At 48.8% G+C, this 20834-nt stretch carries 23 protein-coding genes and 2 pseudogenes; 10 read left to right on the forward strand and 15 right to left on the reverse strand.

Annotated elements, in window-relative coordinates; translation table 11 throughout:
- Positions 1–31 precede the first annotated feature (31 nt).
- Positions 32–976: a hypothetical protein gene (locus ACTQ3V_RS03090; protein WP_441466204.1), complete on the reverse strand. Its 945-nt coding sequence runs from the start codon at positions 974–976 to the stop codon at positions 32–34.
- 178 nt (positions 977–1154) lie between these two features.
- Here ACTQ3V_RS03090 and ACTQ3V_RS03095 point away from each other — a divergent pair, with 178 nt between their 5' ends.
- A complete protein-coding gene (locus ACTQ3V_RS03095; RefSeq protein WP_441466205.1) occupies positions 1155–2549 on the forward strand; it encodes a tyrosine-type recombinase/integrase in 1395 nt (464 codons plus the stop codon).
- Between the two features lie 27 nt (positions 2550–2576).
- Here the strand turns inward: ACTQ3V_RS03095 and ACTQ3V_RS03100 are convergent, their stop codons facing one another.
- From ACTQ3V_RS03100 to ACTQ3V_RS03120, 5 genes and pseudogenes are all read right to left on the reverse strand, one after another.
- Positions 2577–2723, reverse strand: a complete 147-nt coding sequence (locus ACTQ3V_RS03100; protein ID WP_441466206.1) for a hypothetical protein — start codon at positions 2721–2723, stop codon at positions 2577–2579.
- Between the two features lie 103 nt (positions 2724–2826).
- The gene (locus ACTQ3V_RS03105; RefSeq protein ID WP_441466207.1) at positions 2827–4941 is read right to left on the reverse strand and encodes a replication initiator protein A; all 2115 of its coding nucleotides are present in this window, start codon (positions 4939–4941) and stop codon (positions 2827–2829) included.
- Positions 4938–5159: a hypothetical protein gene (locus ACTQ3V_RS03110; RefSeq protein ID WP_117445205.1), complete on the reverse strand. Its 222-nt coding sequence runs from the start codon at positions 5157–5159 to the stop codon at positions 4938–4940. Before ACTQ3V_RS03110 ends, ACTQ3V_RS03105 begins: the two co-directional genes overlap by 4 nt.
- A gap of 259 nt (positions 5160–5418) precedes the next feature.
- Positions 5419–6315, reverse strand: a pseudogene (locus tag ACTQ3V_RS03115) (type I restriction-modification system subunit M); the annotation flags it as partial.
- A gap of 617 nt (positions 6316–6932) precedes the next feature.
- Positions 6933–7331: an HI0074 family nucleotidyltransferase substrate-binding subunit gene (locus ACTQ3V_RS03120; protein ID WP_441466208.1), complete on the reverse strand. Its 399-nt coding sequence runs from the start codon at positions 7329–7331 to the stop codon at positions 6933–6935.
- A 219-nt stretch (positions 7332–7550) separates the two neighbouring features.
- Here ACTQ3V_RS03120 and ACTQ3V_RS03125 point away from each other — a divergent pair, with 219 nt between their 5' ends.
- The 4 genes from ACTQ3V_RS03125 to ACTQ3V_RS03140 all read left to right on the forward strand — a co-directional run bounded on the left by ACTQ3V_RS03125 (position 7551) and on the right by ACTQ3V_RS03140 (position 10272).
- Positions 7551–8714 carry a hypothetical protein gene (locus ACTQ3V_RS03125; RefSeq protein ID WP_441466209.1) on the forward strand — a complete coding sequence of 388 codons (1164 nt, stop codon included), beginning with the start codon at positions 7551–7553 and terminating at the stop codon, positions 8712–8714.
- 144 nt (positions 8715–8858) lie between these two features.
- On the forward strand, positions 8859–9167 hold the full coding sequence (locus ACTQ3V_RS03130; protein ID WP_441466210.1) for a hypothetical protein: 309 nt from the start codon (positions 8859–8861) through the stop codon (positions 9165–9167).
- Positions 9158–9328, forward strand: coding sequence for a helix-turn-helix domain-containing protein (locus ACTQ3V_RS03135; protein ID WP_441466211.1), 171 nt, complete (start codon positions 9158–9160; stop codon positions 9326–9328). Before ACTQ3V_RS03130 ends, ACTQ3V_RS03135 begins: the two co-directional genes overlap by 10 nt.
- Before the next feature lie 14 nt (positions 9329–9342).
- Positions 9343–10272, forward strand: a complete 930-nt coding sequence (locus ACTQ3V_RS03140; protein ID WP_441466212.1) for a hypothetical protein — start codon at positions 9343–9345, stop codon at positions 10270–10272.
- Positions 10273–10385: 113 nt separating this feature from the next.
- Here the strand turns inward: ACTQ3V_RS03140 and ACTQ3V_RS03145 are convergent, their stop codons facing one another.
- The 7 genes and pseudogenes from ACTQ3V_RS03145 to ACTQ3V_RS03175 form a co-directional block, all read right to left on the reverse strand.
- On the reverse strand, positions 10386–11441 hold the full coding sequence (locus tag ACTQ3V_RS03145) for an S-layer homology domain-containing protein (RefSeq protein WP_441466213.1): 1056 nt from the start codon (positions 11439–11441) through the stop codon (positions 10386–10388).
- 19 nt (positions 11442–11460) lie between these two features.
- Entirely contained in the window at positions 11461–12261 is an 801-nt protein-coding gene (locus ACTQ3V_RS03150) for an N-acetylmuramoyl-L-alanine amidase family protein (protein WP_441466214.1), read from the reverse strand.
- Positions 12258–13865 (reverse strand): YARHG domain-containing protein, encoded by a 1608-nt coding sequence (locus ACTQ3V_RS03155; RefSeq protein WP_441466215.1) that lies wholly within the window; start codon positions 13863–13865, stop codon positions 12258–12260. Before ACTQ3V_RS03155 ends, ACTQ3V_RS03150 begins: the two co-directional genes overlap by 4 nt.
- A 75-nt stretch (positions 13866–13940) precedes the next feature.
- Positions 13941–14963, reverse strand: coding sequence for a zinc-ribbon domain-containing protein (locus ACTQ3V_RS03160; RefSeq protein ID WP_441466216.1), 1023 nt, complete (start codon positions 14961–14963; stop codon positions 13941–13943).
- Between the two features lie 17 nt (positions 14964–14980).
- Entirely contained in the window at positions 14981–15424 is a 444-nt protein-coding gene (locus ACTQ3V_RS03165) for a hypothetical protein (RefSeq protein WP_441466232.1), read from the reverse strand.
- A gap of 27 nt (positions 15425–15451) precedes the next feature.
- Positions 15452–15520 (reverse strand): annotated as a pseudogene (locus tag ACTQ3V_RS03170) (zinc-ribbon domain-containing protein); the annotation flags it as partial.
- Between the two features lie 3 nt (positions 15521–15523).
- Positions 15524–16327, reverse strand: a complete 804-nt coding sequence (locus ACTQ3V_RS03175; RefSeq protein ID WP_441466217.1) for a Bax inhibitor-1 family protein — start codon at positions 16325–16327, stop codon at positions 15524–15526.
- Between the two features lie 105 nt (positions 16328–16432).
- On the opposite strand from ACTQ3V_RS03175, the gene ACTQ3V_RS03180 reads away from it, so the two are divergent.
- From ACTQ3V_RS03180 to ACTQ3V_RS03195, 4 genes are all read left to right on the forward strand, one after another.
- Positions 16433–16765, forward strand: coding sequence for a helix-turn-helix domain-containing protein (locus ACTQ3V_RS03180; RefSeq protein WP_441466218.1), 333 nt, complete (start codon positions 16433–16435; stop codon positions 16763–16765).
- Between the two features lie 94 nt (positions 16766–16859).
- Entirely contained in the window at positions 16860–17147 is a 288-nt protein-coding gene (locus ACTQ3V_RS03185; RefSeq protein ID WP_441466219.1) for a DUF960 family protein, read from the forward strand.
- A gap of 15 nt (positions 17148–17162) precedes the next feature.
- Positions 17163–18269 carry an amidoligase family protein gene (locus ACTQ3V_RS03190; protein ID WP_441466220.1) on the forward strand — a complete coding sequence of 369 codons (1107 nt, stop codon included), beginning with the start codon at positions 17163–17165 and terminating at the stop codon, positions 18267–18269.
- The gene (locus ACTQ3V_RS03195; protein ID WP_441466221.1) at positions 18269–19216 is read left to right on the forward strand and encodes a class II glutamine amidotransferase; all 948 of its coding nucleotides are present in this window, start codon (positions 18269–18271) and stop codon (positions 19214–19216) included. The genes ACTQ3V_RS03190 and ACTQ3V_RS03195 overlap by 1 nt, the downstream gene beginning before the upstream one ends.
- A gap of 219 nt (positions 19217–19435) precedes the next feature.
- On the opposite strand, the gene ACTQ3V_RS03200 is transcribed toward ACTQ3V_RS03195, so the two are convergent.
- Complete coding sequence (locus tag ACTQ3V_RS03200) at positions 19436–20023, reverse strand: Fic/DOC family protein (protein ID WP_441466222.1); 588 nt, start codon at positions 20021–20023, stop codon at positions 19436–19438.
- Positions 20024–20035: 12 nt separating this feature from the next.
- Entirely contained in the window at positions 20036–20209 is a 174-nt protein-coding gene (locus tag ACTQ3V_RS03205) for a hypothetical protein (RefSeq protein ID WP_441466223.1), read from the reverse strand.
- A 59-nt stretch (positions 20210–20268) separates the two neighbouring features.
- On the opposite strand from ACTQ3V_RS03205, the gene ACTQ3V_RS03210 reads away from it, so the two are divergent.
- Positions 20269–20829, forward strand: coding sequence for a recombinase family protein (locus tag ACTQ3V_RS03210; RefSeq protein WP_441466224.1), 561 nt, complete (start codon positions 20269–20271; stop codon positions 20827–20829).
- Positions 20830–20834: the final 5 nt, after the last annotated feature.

A 20834-nucleotide genomic window follows, 5' to 3' on the forward strand; every position in this document is an offset into this window, starting at 1 on the left:
CGGTGGGATTTCCCACCGTTCCCACCTAGCTTTAGATGCAAAAATCTAAGAGCTTTTGATATTGCTCATCAGAATAATCTTCATAAAAATACATCTTTTTAGAGAGTAATGCCAATTTCTCAACGAGGTCATCACGCACAGCTTTACTGTAAAGAAGCGCAGAGGTATGAAAGTAGAAGTTGCATTGGTCTCTATATAATTGCTCCCTGATATATTCTTCCGCTTCAGGAGTGAGCCTTTTGATCTCGGTCTTGCCAGTAATTTTAATCTGAAAATCAAATTTAACCTCTTCATACCAATCCGCAAACCAATCGTGAAATTGGTTCGCCCATTCCGTTTCCTCTTGGTGCCAAGAACCGTAAGCTGTTGGATTCAAAAACATAATTCGCTTGAAATCTTCCAGCATGGGTTTTTTCTTAAACACTTGATAGGCTTTCTTGAGAAATTCTTTTCGATTCGTCTGGATTTTTATTTTAGAGTTAGAAATAGTACGAATTCTATCTTCTGATTCCTGAAAGCACCAATCATACATTTTCTGCAAAAAATCGGTATATTGTTCGTCCGTCTTAATGTTACTAACGTCATTTAGAATTTGGGAATTCACATTAAGTTCGAGCGGATATGCATCCAGTTCTAACTGGAGCATGGTATTAAAAACAGACAATATTCTTTGCAGTAGATCATTTGAGAAAACCGCTGTATCGTATTGGACAAAGTCATGCGACATAGCAGATTCTGATGGGAGCATATCCGCTTTCATAAAATCAGAGTAATACGGTATTTGTGCATCCCGCTCACTGAGCTTATGAAAGAGGGCAATAAAAATGAAAAAGACCGAGCATGACATCAAACAGACTTTCTTCGACACCGCCTCTATCGCTGAAACGCACCGCCGCCTGCTGGCCGAAGGGCACCACGTTTCGGAGAGTGCGCTACGCGGCTGGGTGCGGCAAGGCATATTGCCAGCTGCCCGCATTGGCCGCACATGCCTGCTATTCTATCCGAATGTCCTAAAGCTACTCCACGAAGGCACTGGTGGACCGCCTACAACAGCAGAAACCCGACCGTCACACATCCCGCCACGCATTCCGGTTTAATCACACGCGGGCACGTCCTCAGGACGTGCCCCTTTTGTTTCTAAGAGGAGGCCCACCATGGCAACCATTACAAAAATCCACGGCAAAACCGGTCTTAGCTTTAAGATCACGGTGCACTGCGGCTATGATGAATACTATCGCAAGCGGCGTCACTACAAAACCTACCGTCCTCCAGCAACTTGGTCAGAACAATATGCCGAGCGGGAGGCGCAGCGCATAGCCGTCGAATTTGAAAACAGCATACGACAGGGTTTTCGGCTGGATAACCGCAAAATCTTTGCGGAATATGCCGCCTATGTCATCCAGCTCAAAGAACATACCGGTACAAAGCACAGTACTATCGAGTTGTACAAGCATTTGTGCGAACGGATCAATCCGGCGATCGGTCATTTCAAACTGACTGAAATTCGCCCCCAACACCTCAATCGGCTGTACATCAGTCTGGCGGAAGACTGCATCAAACATTCGGCAGACAACGCCCGCGCCAAGGTAGATCTTGGTGCATTGCTAAAAAAGCAAAAGATCTCCCGCGCTGCGTTATCCCGTCAGGCCCAACTCAGCCCGTCCACAATTACCGCTGCCTGCCGCAGGCAAACCATCCGGCAAGCATCGGCGGCGGCGATTGCTTCTGCTCTCGGTATACCACCGCAGGAACTTTTTGACTACTTTCACAGCGAAGAAAAGCTGGCGGTCAAAACCATCCTGCAACACCATCGGTTCATCTCGGCTGTACTGAGGCAGGCCGAAAAAGAGATGCTGGTCACCTATAACGCAGCCAGCCGCGCTACCCTCCCCAAAGCAAAGCGCAGTAAGGTCAACTATTTTCAACCGGAACAAATCGCCGCCATCGTGCAGACACTTGAAGGGGAACCGCTGAAATGGAAACTAATCACCCATTTATTGCTCGTCACCGGATGCCGTCGCGGCGAAATCATGGGTCTAAAATGGGATCGTGTGCACTTAGAGCAGCGTTATCTGACGATCGACAATAACTTGCGATACTCCAAAGCATGCGGTATCTACGAAGAGACACCCAAAACCGGAGAAACGCGATATATCTCTATCCCAGCGGAAACGGTTGATTTGCTGCGTCAACATCAGGAAGAGCAGGAAAAGCTTCGTTATCTCAACGGCGACCGTTGGAAAGGAACCGGTTTCGTCTTCACCCGGGACGATGGCCGTCCCATGCATCCGGACAGCATTACCGCTTGGCTGGCCAAATTCAGCGAACGCCATGACCTGCCACATATCAACCCGCACGCGTTTCGCCACACCGTGGCCAGCGTATTGATCGCCAACCACACCGATGTTGTCACAGTAGCACGGCAGCTCGGGCATTCCAGCGCAACAACCACCGAAACCTACTATGCACATCTTATCGAAGGATCCAAGGTGCAGGCGAGCGAGTGCATTGCCGATGTGATGCTGCGCCAAATCAGGAAAGCGAAGTAGTGCTTCACTTTCTTTCTGTTTGGTGTCCTATTCAGCAGTTCCTTGTTTGCGGCGTTTATACGGAGAATCATCGACAGCCCCTTTGATGATTCTCCGTTTTTTATATGCCCAAAACTTTTCTTTTCCTTTGTCTATATCTCCAATCGCAAATACACACATAATTTTCTCTTCCAAACTCAGACGCCTATTTCCATATACCCTACACGACTTGATCAGAAAAAATAGCTACTGGAATTCGTCTATGAACAGGAGAAACATCTGTGCCTGAATTGTTTTCTCATAGTGATGAAACCTGAACAGCATTTTCTCGAACCTGATTGATTATTTTCATCAAAGCGGTTCTGGTTTTAGCATCAAATAATTTGATAAAACTGATTGGCTTGTCAAATGGCGGCTTGGTAAGTTCCGCGACATTATCCATATACCCATTCAGTTCAATATGATGGATGATTTTGTTGACAAAGGCAATCTGCTTCTGGTTTAAGGATTGGTCATTGATAAAGGCAGAAAACGCCTGCATGGCGGCTTCATGGTCCAGCTTGGCGATTTTACGAATGAGCAAGCCAAAAGGCGTATCCCCAAACTCACGTTGATAATCTTCCTTGCTTCCCAGTTCGCTGGTCAGCACCCGCTCCAGTTCCTGATAATCGCCCATCGCCAGCGGGATATTGTGCGTCAGCTTATAAATTGCCAGTGTGTCCCCATGCTCATTGACATAGCGGTTGACCTTGGCACGGTAGTCCTCGAAGTCATAGGCGACATCCATCTTAACACCTTCCTGACTGTCAATGATCGGGTCGGTAAGTTTGGTGACAATCAGCCGCTGGGCTCCGCCGCCCTCATCCAAAAATCGGATTAGATCGCGCAGCTCTTTTCGAACCTTCTCGAACAGCAAAATGTCGCACGCATCCCAGAAGGCATCGGTATGGATCTCCTTTAGTACTGGTAGCTTTGCTTTGATCTGCGGAATGTTGGCCTTATCTGCGAAAGCGGGCATAATATATACCAGATCTGAATCATCCAAATAGTTTTCTTTAATATTTTGATTCCGAAGTAACACAATCCCTTCATCAGTATAGGCATGCGTGGCAGAGTTCGCTATTCCAACTGTTACCATTTCAGCAATCGCTTCAATAGTAGTTGTATTGCAGTGGTTCTCCGCTTTTCCAAACATCTCCACAAACCTTGACTTGACCATCTCATCCAGCTTGTCCAGTTGCTGGCGGCGTTTTGCAATTAGGTCACTGACCTTGTCCAATACCGCTGCAATTCTGCGTTGTTCATCGAGCGGCGGGAGCGGAATTTCAACCTTTAACAAGTTTGCTTTTGTCAAGCTGGGAATTGTTACGGTTGTGTTTAACTGCTCAAAGTCAAACTTTTCGCAGAAAAAGTAAAGATATTTCGGATGTAATTTAGTGGGATCAGCACATAAACCAAAAGCTGTATCAACATTCCAAAATCGTGTTTCTACAAAAATGGGATTGTTTATACTCCCTTTTCGACCTATTATGGTCAGCGGCGCGTTGTATAGGGAAGCCAGAAGGTACTGCTTGATGTTCCGCACCTTGCTGGCGTTCTCCTTGAAGGAACTCAGCACATACTCGATATGTGTGCAGTTGAGCTTGAGAAACTGGCTCTTGACTACCTCGCGGGGCTTATCGTCCCCGGCGATCCGGATGTACTGGCGTTTGGAGCAGATGGTATCGAGAAGAAGCTCCATGATCTCTGCGATGGTGTCCCGGTCATACGGGTTGTTCTCCAGGAGAATGTCGTACTCCAGATTTTCTTCAAGAATTAATCGATATTGTTCCCGCTCATCCATATCCCGTCCCATCTTATCCACAGGAGCCTGACCGTGACCGCCACCTTGACCGGAAGGGAAAGGATAGGTTTCAGTCTCACTCAAATCAGTATAATTTGAATCAGTATTACTTCCTCGTGATTTTCGGGATTCCGGAGTCGTGAAATTCACGTCTGCTGAATCGTGATTTTCACGAGTCTTGATTCGTGATTCCGGTGCGGACGGGATGCTGCCGGCGGAGTTATCCACAAAGTTCTTGACGAAGATGAGATTGGGCTTGCCCAGCCCCTGACGCTTGCGCTCTATGAGCCCGACTTTGCTGTCCAGCTCGTTCAGCAGCTTGGTGGCCTTCTGATCGGCACAGCCGATAGCCTCCATGACCTCCTCCAGCGTGAAGATGATAAACACGCGCCCCTGTTCGTCCATCCAACCGTTTTTACGGCTCAGGCTCATCCGATCCAGCAGAATGCCGTAGAGGATTTTGGCCTCGGCAGAGATGGACTTGAAGCGTTCATCGGTAAACAGTGCCTTGGGGATGCGGTAAAAGGCAAACTGATCCGCCTGGGCACCGTAGAAATAATCCAGCGTCACTTGGCGCGCCCCCTCTCAAGCGAGCGAAGAATCTCCTTCGTACACCAGCCGATGCACGGTCCGCACTTGCCATACGGGCAGTCATCGCATTCGCTCACGGGTTTCGTTTCCGGCTTTGGCCGGTCATAATAGCAGACTTTCAGCATACAGCCGTGTCTGCCGTAGTAGTAACAGTACCGGCAGTCCTTCGGCTTGCCGTTCTCACAGTAATCTGTCATGACGTTCATCCTCCTGAAAATGGGTACAAAAAAAGCGCGTCTGTCCAGCCGTAAAGGCATTCTCCCCGGAGGGAGAGACAGACGCGCAAGGCGTGTTCATATTCAATTATGGCAATAAAAAATGGGCTAAGCATCCATCGCTTACTCCCAGTATAACATCAGCTATTCAGTTTCGGCACTGCCCAAATGCAAGGGCTTATGCCGCAAATTCCTTGATATTACAGGCTTTTTCGGGTGTTAGTCCACAAATAACAGCCTCATTCGCCAGACACATCGTGAACTGGTCGCTGAGCTGGTTCTGCTTGGACACGCTGTCCTTGTAGTCGATTTCCGGGTGGCTGATGGAGTGCAGCATCAGGTTCATCGCAGAAATGCGCAGCATGGTGCGGTCGGTGTCGAAGCCGGTGAGGGCGTCCCCAGCAAAGTGCTCCCACTGCTCCGCAGTCATGGTGTCCTCGTAGTATTTGCGGATATACTCCGAAGCGGAAACCAGAAAGCCCGCCGTACCGCAGGCCGGGTCGCAGATGGTGTCGTCCGGCGTGGGCTGCAACAGCTCCACCATCATTTCACGGATGTGCTTCGGGGTGCGGAACTGGCCGTTCTGCCCCGCGGTGGCCAGCTTGCCCAGCATGTACTCGTACAGGTCGCCCTGCATATCCAGATCGGCAATGTCATGCTCATATAGGTCATCCAGCCCGGTGATGATCTTTTGTAGCACCTGCGGCGTGGGGATCAGGAACATGGCGTCGCTCATGTAGCGGGCAAAAGCTGTCTCATTCCGCGCATCACTGCCGGAATCGTCGGCAATTTCCATGAGTTCGCCCTGCTCGTTGAAGTCCGGTAAGCGGCCGTACTTCATATTTTTGATGGCCGGAAAAACCCTCTGAGAAATCACATCGTAGATCTCGCGGGGATCGTTGTTTTTGAACTTGCTCCAGCGCATGGACTGCCCCACAGCGGACTGAGGGAAAATCTTATCCATCTTCTCGCCGGTCATGTTTTCAAACTCTTCCGTTTCCAGCTCTTTTTCGTCCAGCGAGCGGATGAACATGAGATAGGTCAGCTGCTCGATGACGGTTAGGGGGTTGGTGATACCGCCCGCCCAGATGTCCGTCCATATTTTATCCACTTTATTTTTAATCGCACCTGTGATCATGCGTCTGTTCCTCCGTTTTCTGTATCGGAAATTAAGTCCACCATCCCATACGTAGCTTCTTTTTTCAGCAAAAAGGTTTTCTCATTCCCACGCGCCCATGTGACACTTTCTTAGAAATATTTTACACTCTTTTCTACGGTATATAAAGACTTTCTTTTGCGGTTCACTGATAATGCAGTTCAATTGTTACGAACATCAGAAAACCTAATCTCTCAAAAACTTGCGAATTGCTTTTTGAGCATTCCCCTGCAGGAAGCACTCAGAGTATCCACCAGCCATTTGCCTTTCCCGCAGACTTTGGCTCCTGTCATGGACACCAAGACGGACGCCAAATTCGTCATCCCTATTTCATCCGCTCCAAAAAGTGACAAAAAAGCCGCCTGTTCTTACGAACAAGCGGCTTTTATGGTACGCCCGATGCGATTCGAACGCACGGCCTTTGGAGTCGGAGCGGGTCTCTCCATTGAATCGCTTTGTCTTTTTCACAGAGAAAGCGCTCAATTCGATCGAAATCAGGCCATTTCACGCCGTTTTCCCTCAACTTAATACCGTGCGTCAAGGATGGTGTGGACGCCAGACGGACGCTAAATCACACACGTCACACCAGCCCCCTCATTCTACTTGCATGTTACGAAAATATCGTACCAACGCGTCGAACTGCTCCATATATTCCGTCCGGATATGATTAAAAATTTCGTTGGCCGTCTGTTTTTATAGACACGTGATGTCAGATTCCGGTCAGTCAAAATCCGGATCCATGCCTCACCGTCTGCTACCATGCCATGTGCAAATGCTTCCCGCATCACAGTCTTGGGGCCATTTACCTCAGCATATCCCAAATCCGAAAGATATTCCCGGCAGGCTTTCCACGCAAGTTCTGTAGCGAACTCAAACCACTGAATGACGCCATCACGCATCGTTTCAGAAGAGTGCCCTCCGTATTCCTTCAACGCTTCGTGCAGACACGCCACCGCCTTACAGTAATTTTCGCGTTTATTATCCCGTTCCAAAACCACAATAGCATGGTTTGCAGCATAATAAAATGCTTGTGCCCGAAGTTATTCATTGCAATCTCCTATTGAATACCCATTGAACACCCAACATCTCCTACATATCCCCTGCCCTCTGGTATTTTAACACTATCCTATAACCATGTTAAGCGCAAATCAGGGGGCATACTTTTTCACGAGCCTTTTGACATTGGAATAAATCCAATTTGTCAGGAGGCTTTTCCTATGCCTAAAACCAAAAAAATTCGGAAGCATAAGCAGGCGAAAATCATCCTGGAACCGGACGGTTTCTCCATCCATACCTTTGAACTATCTATGAAACTCAGTAAATCAGAGTGGAAACAGATCAAGCATGCTCTGTACAATGAAAGACAGGGGGAAGGCGGTAACTGGATCTATCAGGATAAACAGAGCGGCCATTATATCTGCACGCGGTATACAGACGCGGGAATCCGGATCCGGTTGGAGCATAACGACACAGGCAAAGGTGAAAGCACCCATTTTATCCGCATGATCGTCAACCCGCGTAAGCTCATCTACCCTCAAAGCGAATACCTTGGTATCCTCCCGCCGGACGAAGACAGCATCGAGCTGCTCGAAAAGGCATTCCAGCATCTGTTCCGGCATACCCCATTCGATAACAACATACACCGCTACTATCTCTCCCGCGTAGACCTTTGCACCAATATCCGCTGCAGCAACAAGAAGGTATTCCGCGAACTGGTCCGCTTGCTGCGAAAGACCGCCACACCGAAAAAGTACGAGCGCAAGTTCTATCAGCACCAGGATAAGAAAAAGGCAAACCGATACAACAAGCACTATATCCGGATTGCCTGTGGCTCACAGGAGCTGGTCATCTATGATAAAACCTATCAGATGGATGAGAATGGCCTTGCAGTTGCTTATGAAAATCTGCCGGATAGCGTGCTGCGGATCGAAGTGCATTATAGCCGCGGGAAACTCAAATCGATTGAAGACGATGCCAGGACAGATGATCCCCTGGATGTCCTGTGGCTGCTGATACGGGAAAGCAAACCGCGGATCATAAAGCTGGTGGAGAAATGTTATCCGGATGTGCCCTATCTTTCTTATGATGAAGCGCAGGAGCAGATCAGGCAGTCTTGCTTCCAATCTGCGACCCGTGAACGGATGCTGTTTCTGTTAAACCAGATGCAGCGCAAGCAGACGGTAGACGCAGCCTTTGCACAGATGGAAAAGCAAGGGCTCGCCACCAAGGGCCTGCTCAGTAAATTCGAAAAACTTGGCTTCAGCCCCATCCCGTTGCGGAAAGGCTATGCTGCTGCCCGTATGCCCAGCCTGACAGAGATCCTCCGTTCGATTGACAAACAGCCAGCTACAATCGATTTATATGAGTGGAAATGGAAATAACAGCGGCTTTTCATTCTTCCCTCAGCCGGAAAAAAGCGTGATTTGAATTGAAATAACCAACATGAAAATAAGGTAGCGTGAAATATGGTGCGCTGCATCCGGTTCTGCTGCCAAATCTGAATTCACCTCAAGGAGGGTTATCTCATGAAATACATAGACTACAAGAATATGAAGGATTTTTACACGACAGCAGAGGTCTGCCGTCTGTTCGAGATGGATATGGAAACGCTGCGGCACTACTCGGAGAAGTACCAAATCACACCGCAGGAGGACCAATACGGCAACTGGGGTTTCCGCAAGCAAATGGTGCGCAAGCTGCACAATTTTATCTATAAAGAACAGAAAGAGCAGAATAATGGTTGTGAAAATGACCATTGGGCAGGCACGAATGATCACAAACGCGGTCCGTGGGATGCAGGGGCAGAGGAAAGAAGGCGCGGCCCATGGGATTAAACGAGATACTTACCGTGAAAGAAACCGCACAGTTACTCAAGACCACATGTCAGCAGATCCGCAAAATGATCGCAAACCAAGAGCTCCCGGCTGTCAAGGTCGGCCGGGAGTGGCGGATACCGATGGAAAGTATTTGCCTGTTTTTGAACGAGAATTTGTAAGGGAGGACAAAACCTTGGCATTTATCACAATTGAGCTCCGTTCCGACCACGGGAATGGTGAACCGCTGATCTTACAGCTTCCGGTGCCGGACTATGAGCCGCCGGTACTGGATAAGCCCTATCCGGACATGAAACCGCTGCCGGCCTGCAAGCTCATCTTATACCACAGCTGTAGGACCGGCCTCTCGCACCAGTTTGATAATTCGCTGTTTCAGGAGCGGTCTGCGACCCTGGAGCAAGCCTGCTTTGACGCGATCGAAGAGACGCCGTATGACGGCCTGGATGACCACCAGAACTTCAAGAAAGTGCGCCGGAAACACCGCAAGGAGGATGTCATCGGCCTGACGATGGACAATCAACTGATCTGGCTTCAGATTAAAACCAATAAGATGCGTGAGGTGCCCCGCGTGATGGAGAAATGGACAATACCGGATGATGCGAAGTACATCTACATCGGTTCAGTGGAAGAGCCATCATCTGCGTTCCTAAGCCGTTTCCTGTTCGATACAGAAGAGGCCCGTCTGCACCAGCGGCTGCTGCGCATGGCAAAGGGCGAAGAGACCTTCGAATTTACGAAGATCTCCACACAGTACGCACATACTGCAGGCTGTCTTTTCGACGCGGTCTATTACAGGGGAGACTACATCTCACCCGAAGACCAGGCAGTGATCGACCACTTGAATGCATTCCCCAAGGACGACCCGCTCGCCTTCTACGACGAATGTATGAAGCACGTTCCGTATGAACAGTATACGGTAGACCGGGAGGGCAACCGCACCGGCTCCTATTGGGCGACCGGGCACTATCTGGGCAAGGGACTGGCAGACTTCCTGAACCCGGAGACCTATCAAGAAATGAACCGGTTCACCAATGTTTACGAGTGGGAACGGTATTCCAGCGGGATGGACGACGATATTGATTTCGGGAATGTTTACGACGGTTGAAGTAATTGCTCATGCGCATCGCGCCAACGTTTGTAGATAGGGATATGGGCTGGTGAAACAAGAAAAATGCCTCGAAAATATCCGAGGCATTTTTCTGTTTGGGTATGGTGGGCTCAGGCGACTGTTCCGGAGCACGCAAAATCAATGCTGTAATCAGGTGTAGTGCTGCCGTTAATATAGATATTCAGATGGATATTGTGATTGGAAAACGTGAGTTCATAGGTCACCGGATTTCGATTGTCCGGCTGATCGGCATAATAAGTTGTTCCACTCGCCACAGCTGTCGTTGCACTGGTAAAGCGGGCGTTTTCAGCAGAAAATGCGACGGCATGTCCCGGCTTCTCATAGCTGAAGTCAAACTGGATGGTGGAATTATTCATGCTGGAAATGGTCAGATGATAGCCAATCCACGGTCTGTTTGGGTCATTTAGCGATGCAAAATACGAACCTTCATACCCGTTCAGCACTGCCTCCGGTTTTTCTTCCAATGTAAAGGTTTTCCGCTGCGCCGGATCGATCATGCGTGCAATAATTGCAGCGACCTCGGCACGGGTGATATTCGTATCCGGATGGAACGTACCATATTCATCATTGCCGGTCACGATACCAGCTCGATACAGCGTATAAATCCGTTCATCAGCATCCATAAAGACAATATCGTCTACATCCGGCAGCGAACCGTCTGGGATCGTATTGATCTGCGCATATTCACTGGACGGAAGCGCCGCATACATCAGATAGGCAAAATAGGTGCGGGAGGCGGGCTGATCCGCTGTTACAACATCCCCATCCAGCATATAGGCCATCGAACAGATCTCACGGTCGATGTGCTCCATGCAATATTCCACATACGGCGCATACCAGGCGCCTTCAGCCGGCGCGATCGTGTTGCTATGATAGGTCGCGTGGATGCGGGCCACGATCGTCTGCACTTCCGCGACGGTGATATTGTCATCCGGCGCGTATGTCGTGTCGCTTGAACCGTTTACCAGACCCAGCTCATAGGCCGTCTTGACATTGTCGTAATACCAAGCGCTTGCAGGCACATCTGCAAACTGGCCGGTATAGCTGCGCTCTGCTGTAAAGTCGCTGAGCGCTGCGAAGGCCGCCGGCGTAGTGCTCACAAGAAGCGCACATGCTGTCAGTAAAGAAAACATTCGCTTTTTCATAATTTCTTCTCCTTCCGCATTATTTGTCTGCCGTAAAGTACTGGACAATTCCATCGCGCATACCCTGCGCCAATTTCTGTTGATATTCTCTCGTTTCCATAAGCGCATCCTCGTCTGGATTGCTCATAAAACCCATCTCGATCAATATCGTCGGAACTTCAGCAAAATTGAATCCTGTCAAATCAGATCGCTGCACGATCCCATTATTTTTGGCTCCTGTTGCGGCGATGGTAGCCTCAAGTACAAATTCACCTGCCTTTCGGCTCGGAGCCACAATTTGCTGCGTAGCGAGCTGCTGACCATACGGGACCAACATGGACATTCCATACACTGACGGATCCATGGAACCATCTGCATGTATCCGAATACATAGGTCGACGTTTCTCTCATTTGCCAGTTGTGCGCGTTTCAAGCTGGTCATGTCACTTTCATGTGTGGTGCGGGTCATGATGACGTTTGCGCCGTTCTCTTCCAAAAGCGCTTTCAGTTGCAAGCCTACCGACAAATTCAGTTGTTCTTCTGTCTGATTGCGCCCTGTTGTACCGCCGACAAACGCTTCCTTTGTTTCGCTGCTGTAAGGATTGACCGGCTCCTGAACGCGCAGATCGGTTACTTCATGACCCGGATCAACACAGATAGTTTTCCCTTCAAGCGGCAGTTTCGGCACAGTTTCAACTGGTTCAGCCTGCTGTGTTTCTATGGGCCGATTTGGCGTATGATTCTCTTCTGACGACTCGGCCAGTCCTGCTTCTGCCGTCTGATTCGCACTGCATGCGCTAAGACAAAGGCATAGCAGCAGTAAACATATCCGCCGAATCATTGATTCCATCCTCGCGCTTGTTCATAAGCGGTGATCGTATCGACATTCTGCTTTTCCGTAGAATTTAACATATCGTTTGAAAAACTCTCATTGGGATAATACCAGGATGCCGTGTTAAAGAAACCCGCCCATTCCTGGGAAGAAAAGATGTAGCCGTGACGAGCAAAAATCTCATTGCGGATGGCTGCAACTTCTATACGGGTCAGCTCATTGAGGTCTCCGTCCGTGATCGTCAAGGTATCGGTCGGCCAAAGATAGTCATCGCCGATCGTATAGCCGCTCAAGCTATTCAACGCACTCGAATATGTGTGGCTGTCGTAATAGAACCTATATCCCTGCTGTTCCTGCATAATTTCAGGCTCATATACTTCTTCCTCTTCCGCGATATCCTCACGGGAACAGTGTTCATGCTCCATGCGGAAGCTGTAGTCTCCGGATCCCTCTGCTGTAATTGTCAGGTACAACTCGCCACTTTCAAAATCAAGTATCACATCGCCAGTATCGCCGTTGCTATCTTCATAGCTTCCGCCAGCCTGTGTTCCTTCATAATTAAGTTCGAGCCGCGTATAGTCGATACGGTTTGCGCGATCATCTTGGTTCCACGCTCCATTGGCCGAGAAATAGAACTGGTCATTGTTGTTTTCGATAAAAAAGCTTACATATCCATCCATGTAGCTATTATAGCGGTCTACCGACCACGCTCCGACATAATCATTCAGATTGACGGCTACAGTGCTGGGCTCCACACTGTTCCCTGGCTCTGGCTCCTGCGGAATAGTCGGTTCGACAATTGATTCGTCTGGCAACATGTCTTCGTAATATGTATCATCCAGATCGCTGAATGCTGTCAGCATACTACCTAGCATAGCCGCAGAGAGGATTGCGCCGACAATTGTCCAAACAGCCATGGAAATCAGATATGCAACGACAACACGAATTCCCGACGGATCAGCATTGGAACTATTTTGCGCCAGTTTCATTTCAACATGCTCCATATAAAGCCCATTGAAATGCTTTGCAAATAAAATCTGCGCAACAATCTGCCAAACGCCAAGCGCTAATGCAACAAAAACCAGTACAATACTGACAACTGGCTGTACAAATAGCAGCACACCGCACAGCGCCCATGCGCAAATGCTCATAATCAAGGGCAATCGCACGGCTCGCAGCCACTCGCGCCACATATCACGGTAACTTGCGTGCCAAAGGCTGAGGAAGAATGACGCCCAGTTCATTTTGCTTTTTGCCCCATGCTGCATCTGGCCGAATTGATCCAGATAATAGTCTGTGCGCTTGCCGATTATCTGACGCACAGCAGCCATTGCATCTGCATCGCTTGATTTAGAGCCCTCTGGTTCAGCCGCCGGAGCGGACGCATCCGACTGTTGCCGCGAACGCTCTTCTGGTTTCTTTTCGCAAACTGATGCTGGCGGTTCCGACCGAACCTCCGTCTTTTCCTGCGCGGATCCAGCCGGCTCCTGCGCCGACCGTTCTTCTGCTGCAACCTTTTCTTTCTTTGGAACTGCTGATGCAATCTTTGCCCCACAGTTAGTGCAGAAGGCACTGCCATCTTTTATTTCTTTACCACAATTTGTACAGAACATATTGCTGGCACCTACCGTTTCTTTTCTTCGAAGTTAAAAACTGAATTTCTCTTCGCAACGTTTTTATTGCTGACCTTATTTTGTCGTATCCTCCTGCAAATCAGCTCCGCAACTACCGCAAAACTTGGCATCCTCGTCAACTGCTCCCCCGCAATGCGGGCAGAATTTCTTGCCCTCCGCACGTTGGCGAGCTTGCGCGTCCTTGAAAGCCTTGGAGAACTCACTTGCCTTCTCCTTGGCCATGAACGCTGCAGTTTTAGCTGCATCGGTTGCTTTGTTTGCCACGTCATTTGCAACGTTGGCTGCCTTAGCCGCCGTCTCAGCTGCACGTTCAGTATTCGATTTGTTATTGGCTTCTTCCTGAGCCTGAGCGTTTTCGTTCACGTTTTCTGCACCAACAGCTACAGTTTTCCTGTTGCGACCTCTTATGAAATATGCGCCACATGCAACGACTAGGATGACTACGATTACGCCAACAATGAGAGATGCAGAACCGCCATTCGGACCAGGGGATGGAATATCAGCATTCCGAATAATTTCGCGAAGCGTATACGGCGTATATGCATGCGAAACTCCATTCATAGCATCACTTTCTGCCTGATTCATTTGAGCGACTTCATCTTCATACGACGGAATGCTGAAATCTGCAGAATGAATTACTTTTTGATTATCAATATGAAAAACAGTGTTTGCAACAGCATAGGACAACCAGAAATTGTTTTTTTCATCTTTCCAAACATACCAATTCCCAATGTAATCATTTATATCAGCAATTACTGGTTCCAGCACGGGTAAATTTTGATTAACGTCAAGAGGCTCCCAATTCATAGGTACAAATTCGTTAAAGTTTCCATCGACAAAAACATTATAATCGTCATAATAGATAGCTTCATTTGTCTCCTTATTTAAGCCATAATACATGGTAATACCATCATAAATCGTCCAATTCGCAGTCCCAGAGGAAAAACCAATGTACTGACCTTCCTCACTAAATGGCCATTCGCTTGTCCATTCTGCATACGAATCTGCAGCAAATGCAGATATCGTTAATGACATCATCACGAATAAAACCGCTACGAATAATCTAATTTTTTTCATTTTTATCCTTCTTTCTTTTATCCTGCAAGATCATACAATGTAGACAACACTGCAAAATTGGCTAACTCCGACAATTCCGCAAAAAGTCCATCTGCTGTGACATATACGTTTGTTTGCGTTGGGTCAGTTTGTAATGTTATCGTAAACTGTCCGCCGCTTTCGCGGGCATATTCGCCAGTAATACTTACGACAGCCGCTCCATCGCTGCGTTCTGTGCAATCCCATACCACATTTCTGGCTCCGCGATCTATTGCGTCACCGAAAGATAACGTCCGGCTGTACGCATCAAAATAGCAATTCTTAATTTGATTAACTAATCGACGCGCACTGAGCGTATCCATGCTGCCGGTTATTGTATCTTGAGAAAACAAGGACAATATCGACTGCTGTATGCCACTATTCTCCGATATAAGAGTTTTTCCGAACAATATCGTTACAGCAACAAGCATGACGGCAAACAAACCTGTATGCCTTCTCTTATATAATGCGGCACCACACTGTGGACAAAAAAGCTCAGTCTCCTGTACGGGGTTCCCGCATTTCATACAATGTTTCATCGACTATTCCCTTGATCCTAAAATCGATAAAAGGCGAACGAAAATGTTAATCAAATCCAAATAGAGATCAATAGCAAATGCAATCGCATTTCCTGCTGTGCGGTATGCTTTGTTCGCCTCGATAAAATCGTATCCAACGAAACCGGCCATAATGACAATGACGGCAACATCAATGAAAGTGCTGCTCCGGCCAAAGAAAATCAGAAGAATCGTTTCGACGACAATAACCGAAATCAGGCTCAGCAGCAATACCGAACCCAACCCCTCAAACATCTGAGGCCGCACCAATGCCGCGACCAGCATAACTCCTGCAATCAATGCAGTACCAAGCACAGCATAAAGCACAGTTTCAAAATGATAATATGGCAGGCAGGCTGCAACAATCGCTCCTGATGGGGCAACAATCAGATTAAATCCAATAAATCGAACTGCCGTGCTACGCGATCTATTGGCCATATATCCACCAATAAATGCACAGACTAAGTACACCACAGCGAGTACTATCGGATTTGACATCATCAGATCAATCGCAAATGCATGACAGATTACTGTGCATAGCGCAAATCCATATAGCAGCAATCCAGCTAATAAAGCATTATATTGCTGTATTGTCAGCTGTTCCCCTGCAGAATCTTTAGGTATTTGCCAATCAAACTTCTTCTTTTGCGGTGCAATCGGTTGCTCAACGGTCATGGCCTCAGTCTGCGAACTTGCGTACATATCGGTTTCCGGTTGTCGTGCGCCGCATCGATCGCAAAAACGAGCACTCTCCTCCAATCGATTTCCACACATCATACAGTACTTCATCAGTGCACCCCCATCCATTCTTATTGGTATTATTATATAATACCAATCGGCGTTTTCGCAATACTTATTGTCAAGATATTCTAATATCCAAGGGCAGGTGGCATTATGTATCGTGCAATCAACGTTGGTGAACGCATCCGCTATTTCCGTCAGCTGCGAGGCTGGAGTCAGGAGACTCTTGCGCTGCAGGCCGAAATCAATCCCGCCTTTCTGGGACATCTGGAGCGCGGGCTGAAGAGCCCGACGGTCAAAACGCTGGAAAAAATCGTTGCTGCGCTCAATATATCACTTGCCGAACTTTTTGCCGAGCCTCAACCGACAACCGAGGCGAAAGAGCAGATTTTAACCCAAATCCAAAACCAAATCAAAGATTTATCTGAGGAAAATTTGCAAAAGATTATGGTTATCCTCCAAAATATCCTCTCCATGGAAAAGTGAATCTGCGGCGAACCGAACGATATATTATAATAGTAGAAGCCTCCGGAGCGATCCGGAGGCTTTTGCTATTTCTATATAGAAAGAAGGATTGCCCATGTTCAACAACCCAAAGTATCTGACCCGTGGGGTTCAGGATACCATACCCGTCTGGCTGATCCGCCTGATGTGGTTTATGGTTTCCGCGATGGAGGTGCAGCAGCAGAGCTATCTGCAGGTCTTTCGCCTGCAAAAGAACGCCGCCGGCCAGCACATCACCCACTCGCAGGAGCAGCCGCCGTATCATCAAGAGCTGGATGTTCCCTGCTCGGATGCGGTAGACGCCAAGATCTTCGTGATCGACGACACGACACACAGCACCATGCTTTTGGCTGAGGAGTATTGACAAAGGAGGAGCAACATGCAAAACCTGTACACCTGCGACCACTGTAACGAACAATTCCCGCTCGAAGAGATGGTCGAAATATCCGGCAATTATCTCTGTCCGGACTGCGCGGCCGACCTGACCATCCTCTGCGATGAATGCGGCCGCCACATCTACCGTGCGGACGACGAGGGAGACGAATGCCATGCCCTGTGCCATAGCTGCCGAGAACGCCACTACACCACCTGTGACCGCTGCGGCGCGCTCATCCACGTTGAAAACGTCTACGAATACGACGGCGAGGACCTTTGCAGGGATTGCTATGATGACGTCTGCGCCGACGGGCCGATCCACGAATACGACTATACACCCGACCTGATCTTCCATGGCAAAGGTCTGCGCAAGTTTGGTGTCGAGTTGGAGATCGACGAGGGCGGCAAGTCCCGCTCGAATGCCAACCGTCTGCTGGAGGTCGCCAACCGTAATGCCCCCAACCTGTATATCAAATCGGACGGCAGCCTGGATGACGGCTTGGAACTCGTAACCCACCCGATGACGCTGGACTATCACCTGCACGAAATGCCGTGGGCGGCAGTGCTCGACGAGGCAAAACGGTTGGATTACCGTAGTCACAGTACGAACACCTGCGGTCTTCACGTCCATATCTCCCGTATGGCCTTCGGATGTACTTATGAAACACAGGAGGAATGTATTGCCCGCTTGGTATTCTTCGTGGAAAAATTCTGGCCGGAATTGTTGCGGTTCAGCCGCCGAACACAGGGACAGCTCAACCGATGGGCTGCGCGTTACGGCATGAAGCTCAATCCGAAAGACCAGATGTATCACGCGAAGAACTCCTGCGCTGGACGATATACCGCGGTGAATCTGACCAACGCAGATACAGTGGAAATCCGGTTGTTTCGTGGGACGCTCAAACTCAATACGCTGATAGCCACTTTGCAGCTGGTAGACCACCTCTGCGAAGTGGCTGTTTCCATGTCCGACCAGGAGCTTCAGGATATGAGCTGGTTTGACTTCCTCGACCAGATCACCGAACCGGAGCTCATCCAGTACTTAAAAGAACGCCGGCTCTATGTGAATGAGCCTGTACAGATTGCGGATGAAGAAATGGAGGCTTGCTGATGTGCAGCTTATTTGGAATGATCGATTACGATAAGAAGCTTACGGCCAGGCAAAAGAGTAGAATTCTGAACACGCTCGCACGGGAATGCGAAGTGCGCGGCACCGACGCGACCGGCATCGCCTACAACTTTGGCAGCCGGATGCAAATATACAAGCGCCCGCTGCCTGCCCACAAACTTTGGCTGCATGTGCCGAACGGTGTAAACGTCGTGATGGGGCATACCCGTATGACGACCCAAGGCCACGCGAAGCATAACCAGAACAACCATCCATTTGTCGGGGAAATCGATGGAGAATCCTTTGCCCTTGCTCACAACGGCGTGCTCTGGAATGATAAGATGCTGAAGCTGACAAATAATCTTCCGCAGACCAGCGTTGAGACGGACAGCTATGTTGCCGTGCAGCTCATTGAAAAGCAGAAAGCCCTCGACTTTGACAGCCTGAAAACAATGGCTGAAACGGTCGAGGGTTCTTTTGTGTTTACGGTGTTGGACAGCGAGGACAGCATTTGGTTTGTCGTGGGGGACAACCCGCTGTGCATCTTTTACTATAACGGCTTCCTGCTGTATGCGTCCACCGAGAAAATTCTGTGTAACACAGCAAACAAACTGCATCTCAGCGCACCTGTGAGCGTTCAGCATCCGGAAGAAGGTGAGATTTTGAAAATCGACCGGAGTGGACAGCTAACCACAGGCAGCTTCACGCCGCAGACCAGCTATCTGCACTGGTGGCGGTATCGTCCGTATTACGGCTCGTTCCTGCTGGACGAGGAGGAACAGAAATCCGTCTACGGCGATCTGTTTGACGCCGCCAAAAGCATGGGCGTAAGCGAGGACGAGGTACAGGCTCTCCTGGACTACGGCTGCGACCCGGATGAAATCGAAGAATTACTCTATGATCCTGCTCTGCTGCATGAGATGACAGGAGAACTTCTGTATGCATACTGAGAGGAGGGATGCGAGTGATTCCACTAAGTCCGCTTTTTCAGGCTTTGGGTGCACTGGTAGATTTGATTATCGAAGCAATCGAAAGCGCATCGAAAGATGGCGGCCAAAAGTAGCATTTCAATGGGGTGTACCCATGTGACATAGCTGAAAAGTGTAGCAATAGGGCCGGTTTTACGGTTTTGACATATGTCACAACCCGTACCGACCCTATTGAAACGTTTACTCTAATATTTCTCCAAAAACCTGATACAAATCATCCATTACGCCTGTCGAAGCACGAATCGTGGCAATCATCATGCGGTCGCTGTCTACTGCGGCAAAATTCAGGCTATGGTCAATCCACTGCGCAAGCCGCCGGAAGTAAAGCCTCTGTACGCGGCCATTCCCCTCGCGGAATGGATGCAGATAGTTAATGGAGTTATAAAGATCGACCAGCTCACAGACCAACTCGTTTCGCGGCAGTCCGCGAAAATAGTGGTTTGCTTGCAGCCTCTCAAAAATAGCTTTTGCTGTCTCCTCAATTTGATTTGCAGGACAGAAGGCTGTACGCATCTTACTGATGTTAATCGTGCGTATTTCTCCGGCCCAACTGTATAATTCATCAAACAGAACAAGATGCAAATGTTTTAGATATGCAAAATCCGGCTCAACCGCCACTGGCTGCATCTCAATTTGAAGGGTTTTGACTGATGTGATCAGTGTCTCATTTTCGTCAAGCTGATTCTGATCCCGAATCCCCAGCTTATTAATCAGCACGCTGGTTCCCGGATAACAATCATCTGAAGACGGTGTAATACTGTAGGCCATGATACCCCCTGCTTAACTGTATTTTGTGTTCAGTTGATACAGACTGTCCTCTAAGCTCGCGTTTCCGCTGAGCACAGATAGGCATAGTGCTCGTATTTCGGGCGTCAGCTCCAGCCCTTCCATCTGGCAGGACATTGCAATGTTATCCAATGCTTCGGAAAGGGTATCTTGCTGTATCGATCTCATTTTCCTCACATCCTTATATTATTAGTATATCATCATTCCCGGCAGAAAGGAAGAATCGAATGAAAATCGGCTATATCCGCGTCAGTACGGAGGAACAAAACATCGCACGGCAAGAAGTGCTGCTGCGCGAGTTGAGTGTTGATGAAGTTTTCATCGACAAAGCCAGTGGTAAGAATACTGACCGGCCAGAACTGAAACGGATGATGGAATACGTTCGCAAAGGCGACACGGTAATCGTCGAATCGATCAGCCGCTTTGCCCGCAACACGCGCGACCTGCTGGATCTGGTCGAAAAGCTGGCGGTTAAAGGAGTTGAGTTCGTCTCAAAGAAGGAGGCGATCGATACGACAACGCCGACTGGCAAGTTTATGCTGACTGTGTTCGCAGCCGTTGCCGAGCTCGAACGCGAGTACATCTTACAGCGACAGCGCGAGGGCATCGCGATCGCGAAGCAGCAGGGGAAGTACACCGGCCGTAAGCCGCTGCCGATGCCGGATAACTTTAAGTCTGTTGTTACCCTTTGGCAACACGGACAGATCACCGCAACCGAAGCTATGCGGTGGACAGGGCTCAAGCCAAATACGTTTTATCGGCGTGCACAACGAACGCTATCTACTTAGTGTTT

This window comes from Candidatus Agathobaculum pullicola (assembly GCF_052117205.1).
GTDB classification, from domain to species: domain Bacteria; phylum Bacillota; class Clostridia; order Oscillospirales; family Butyricicoccaceae; genus Agathobaculum; species Agathobaculum pullicola.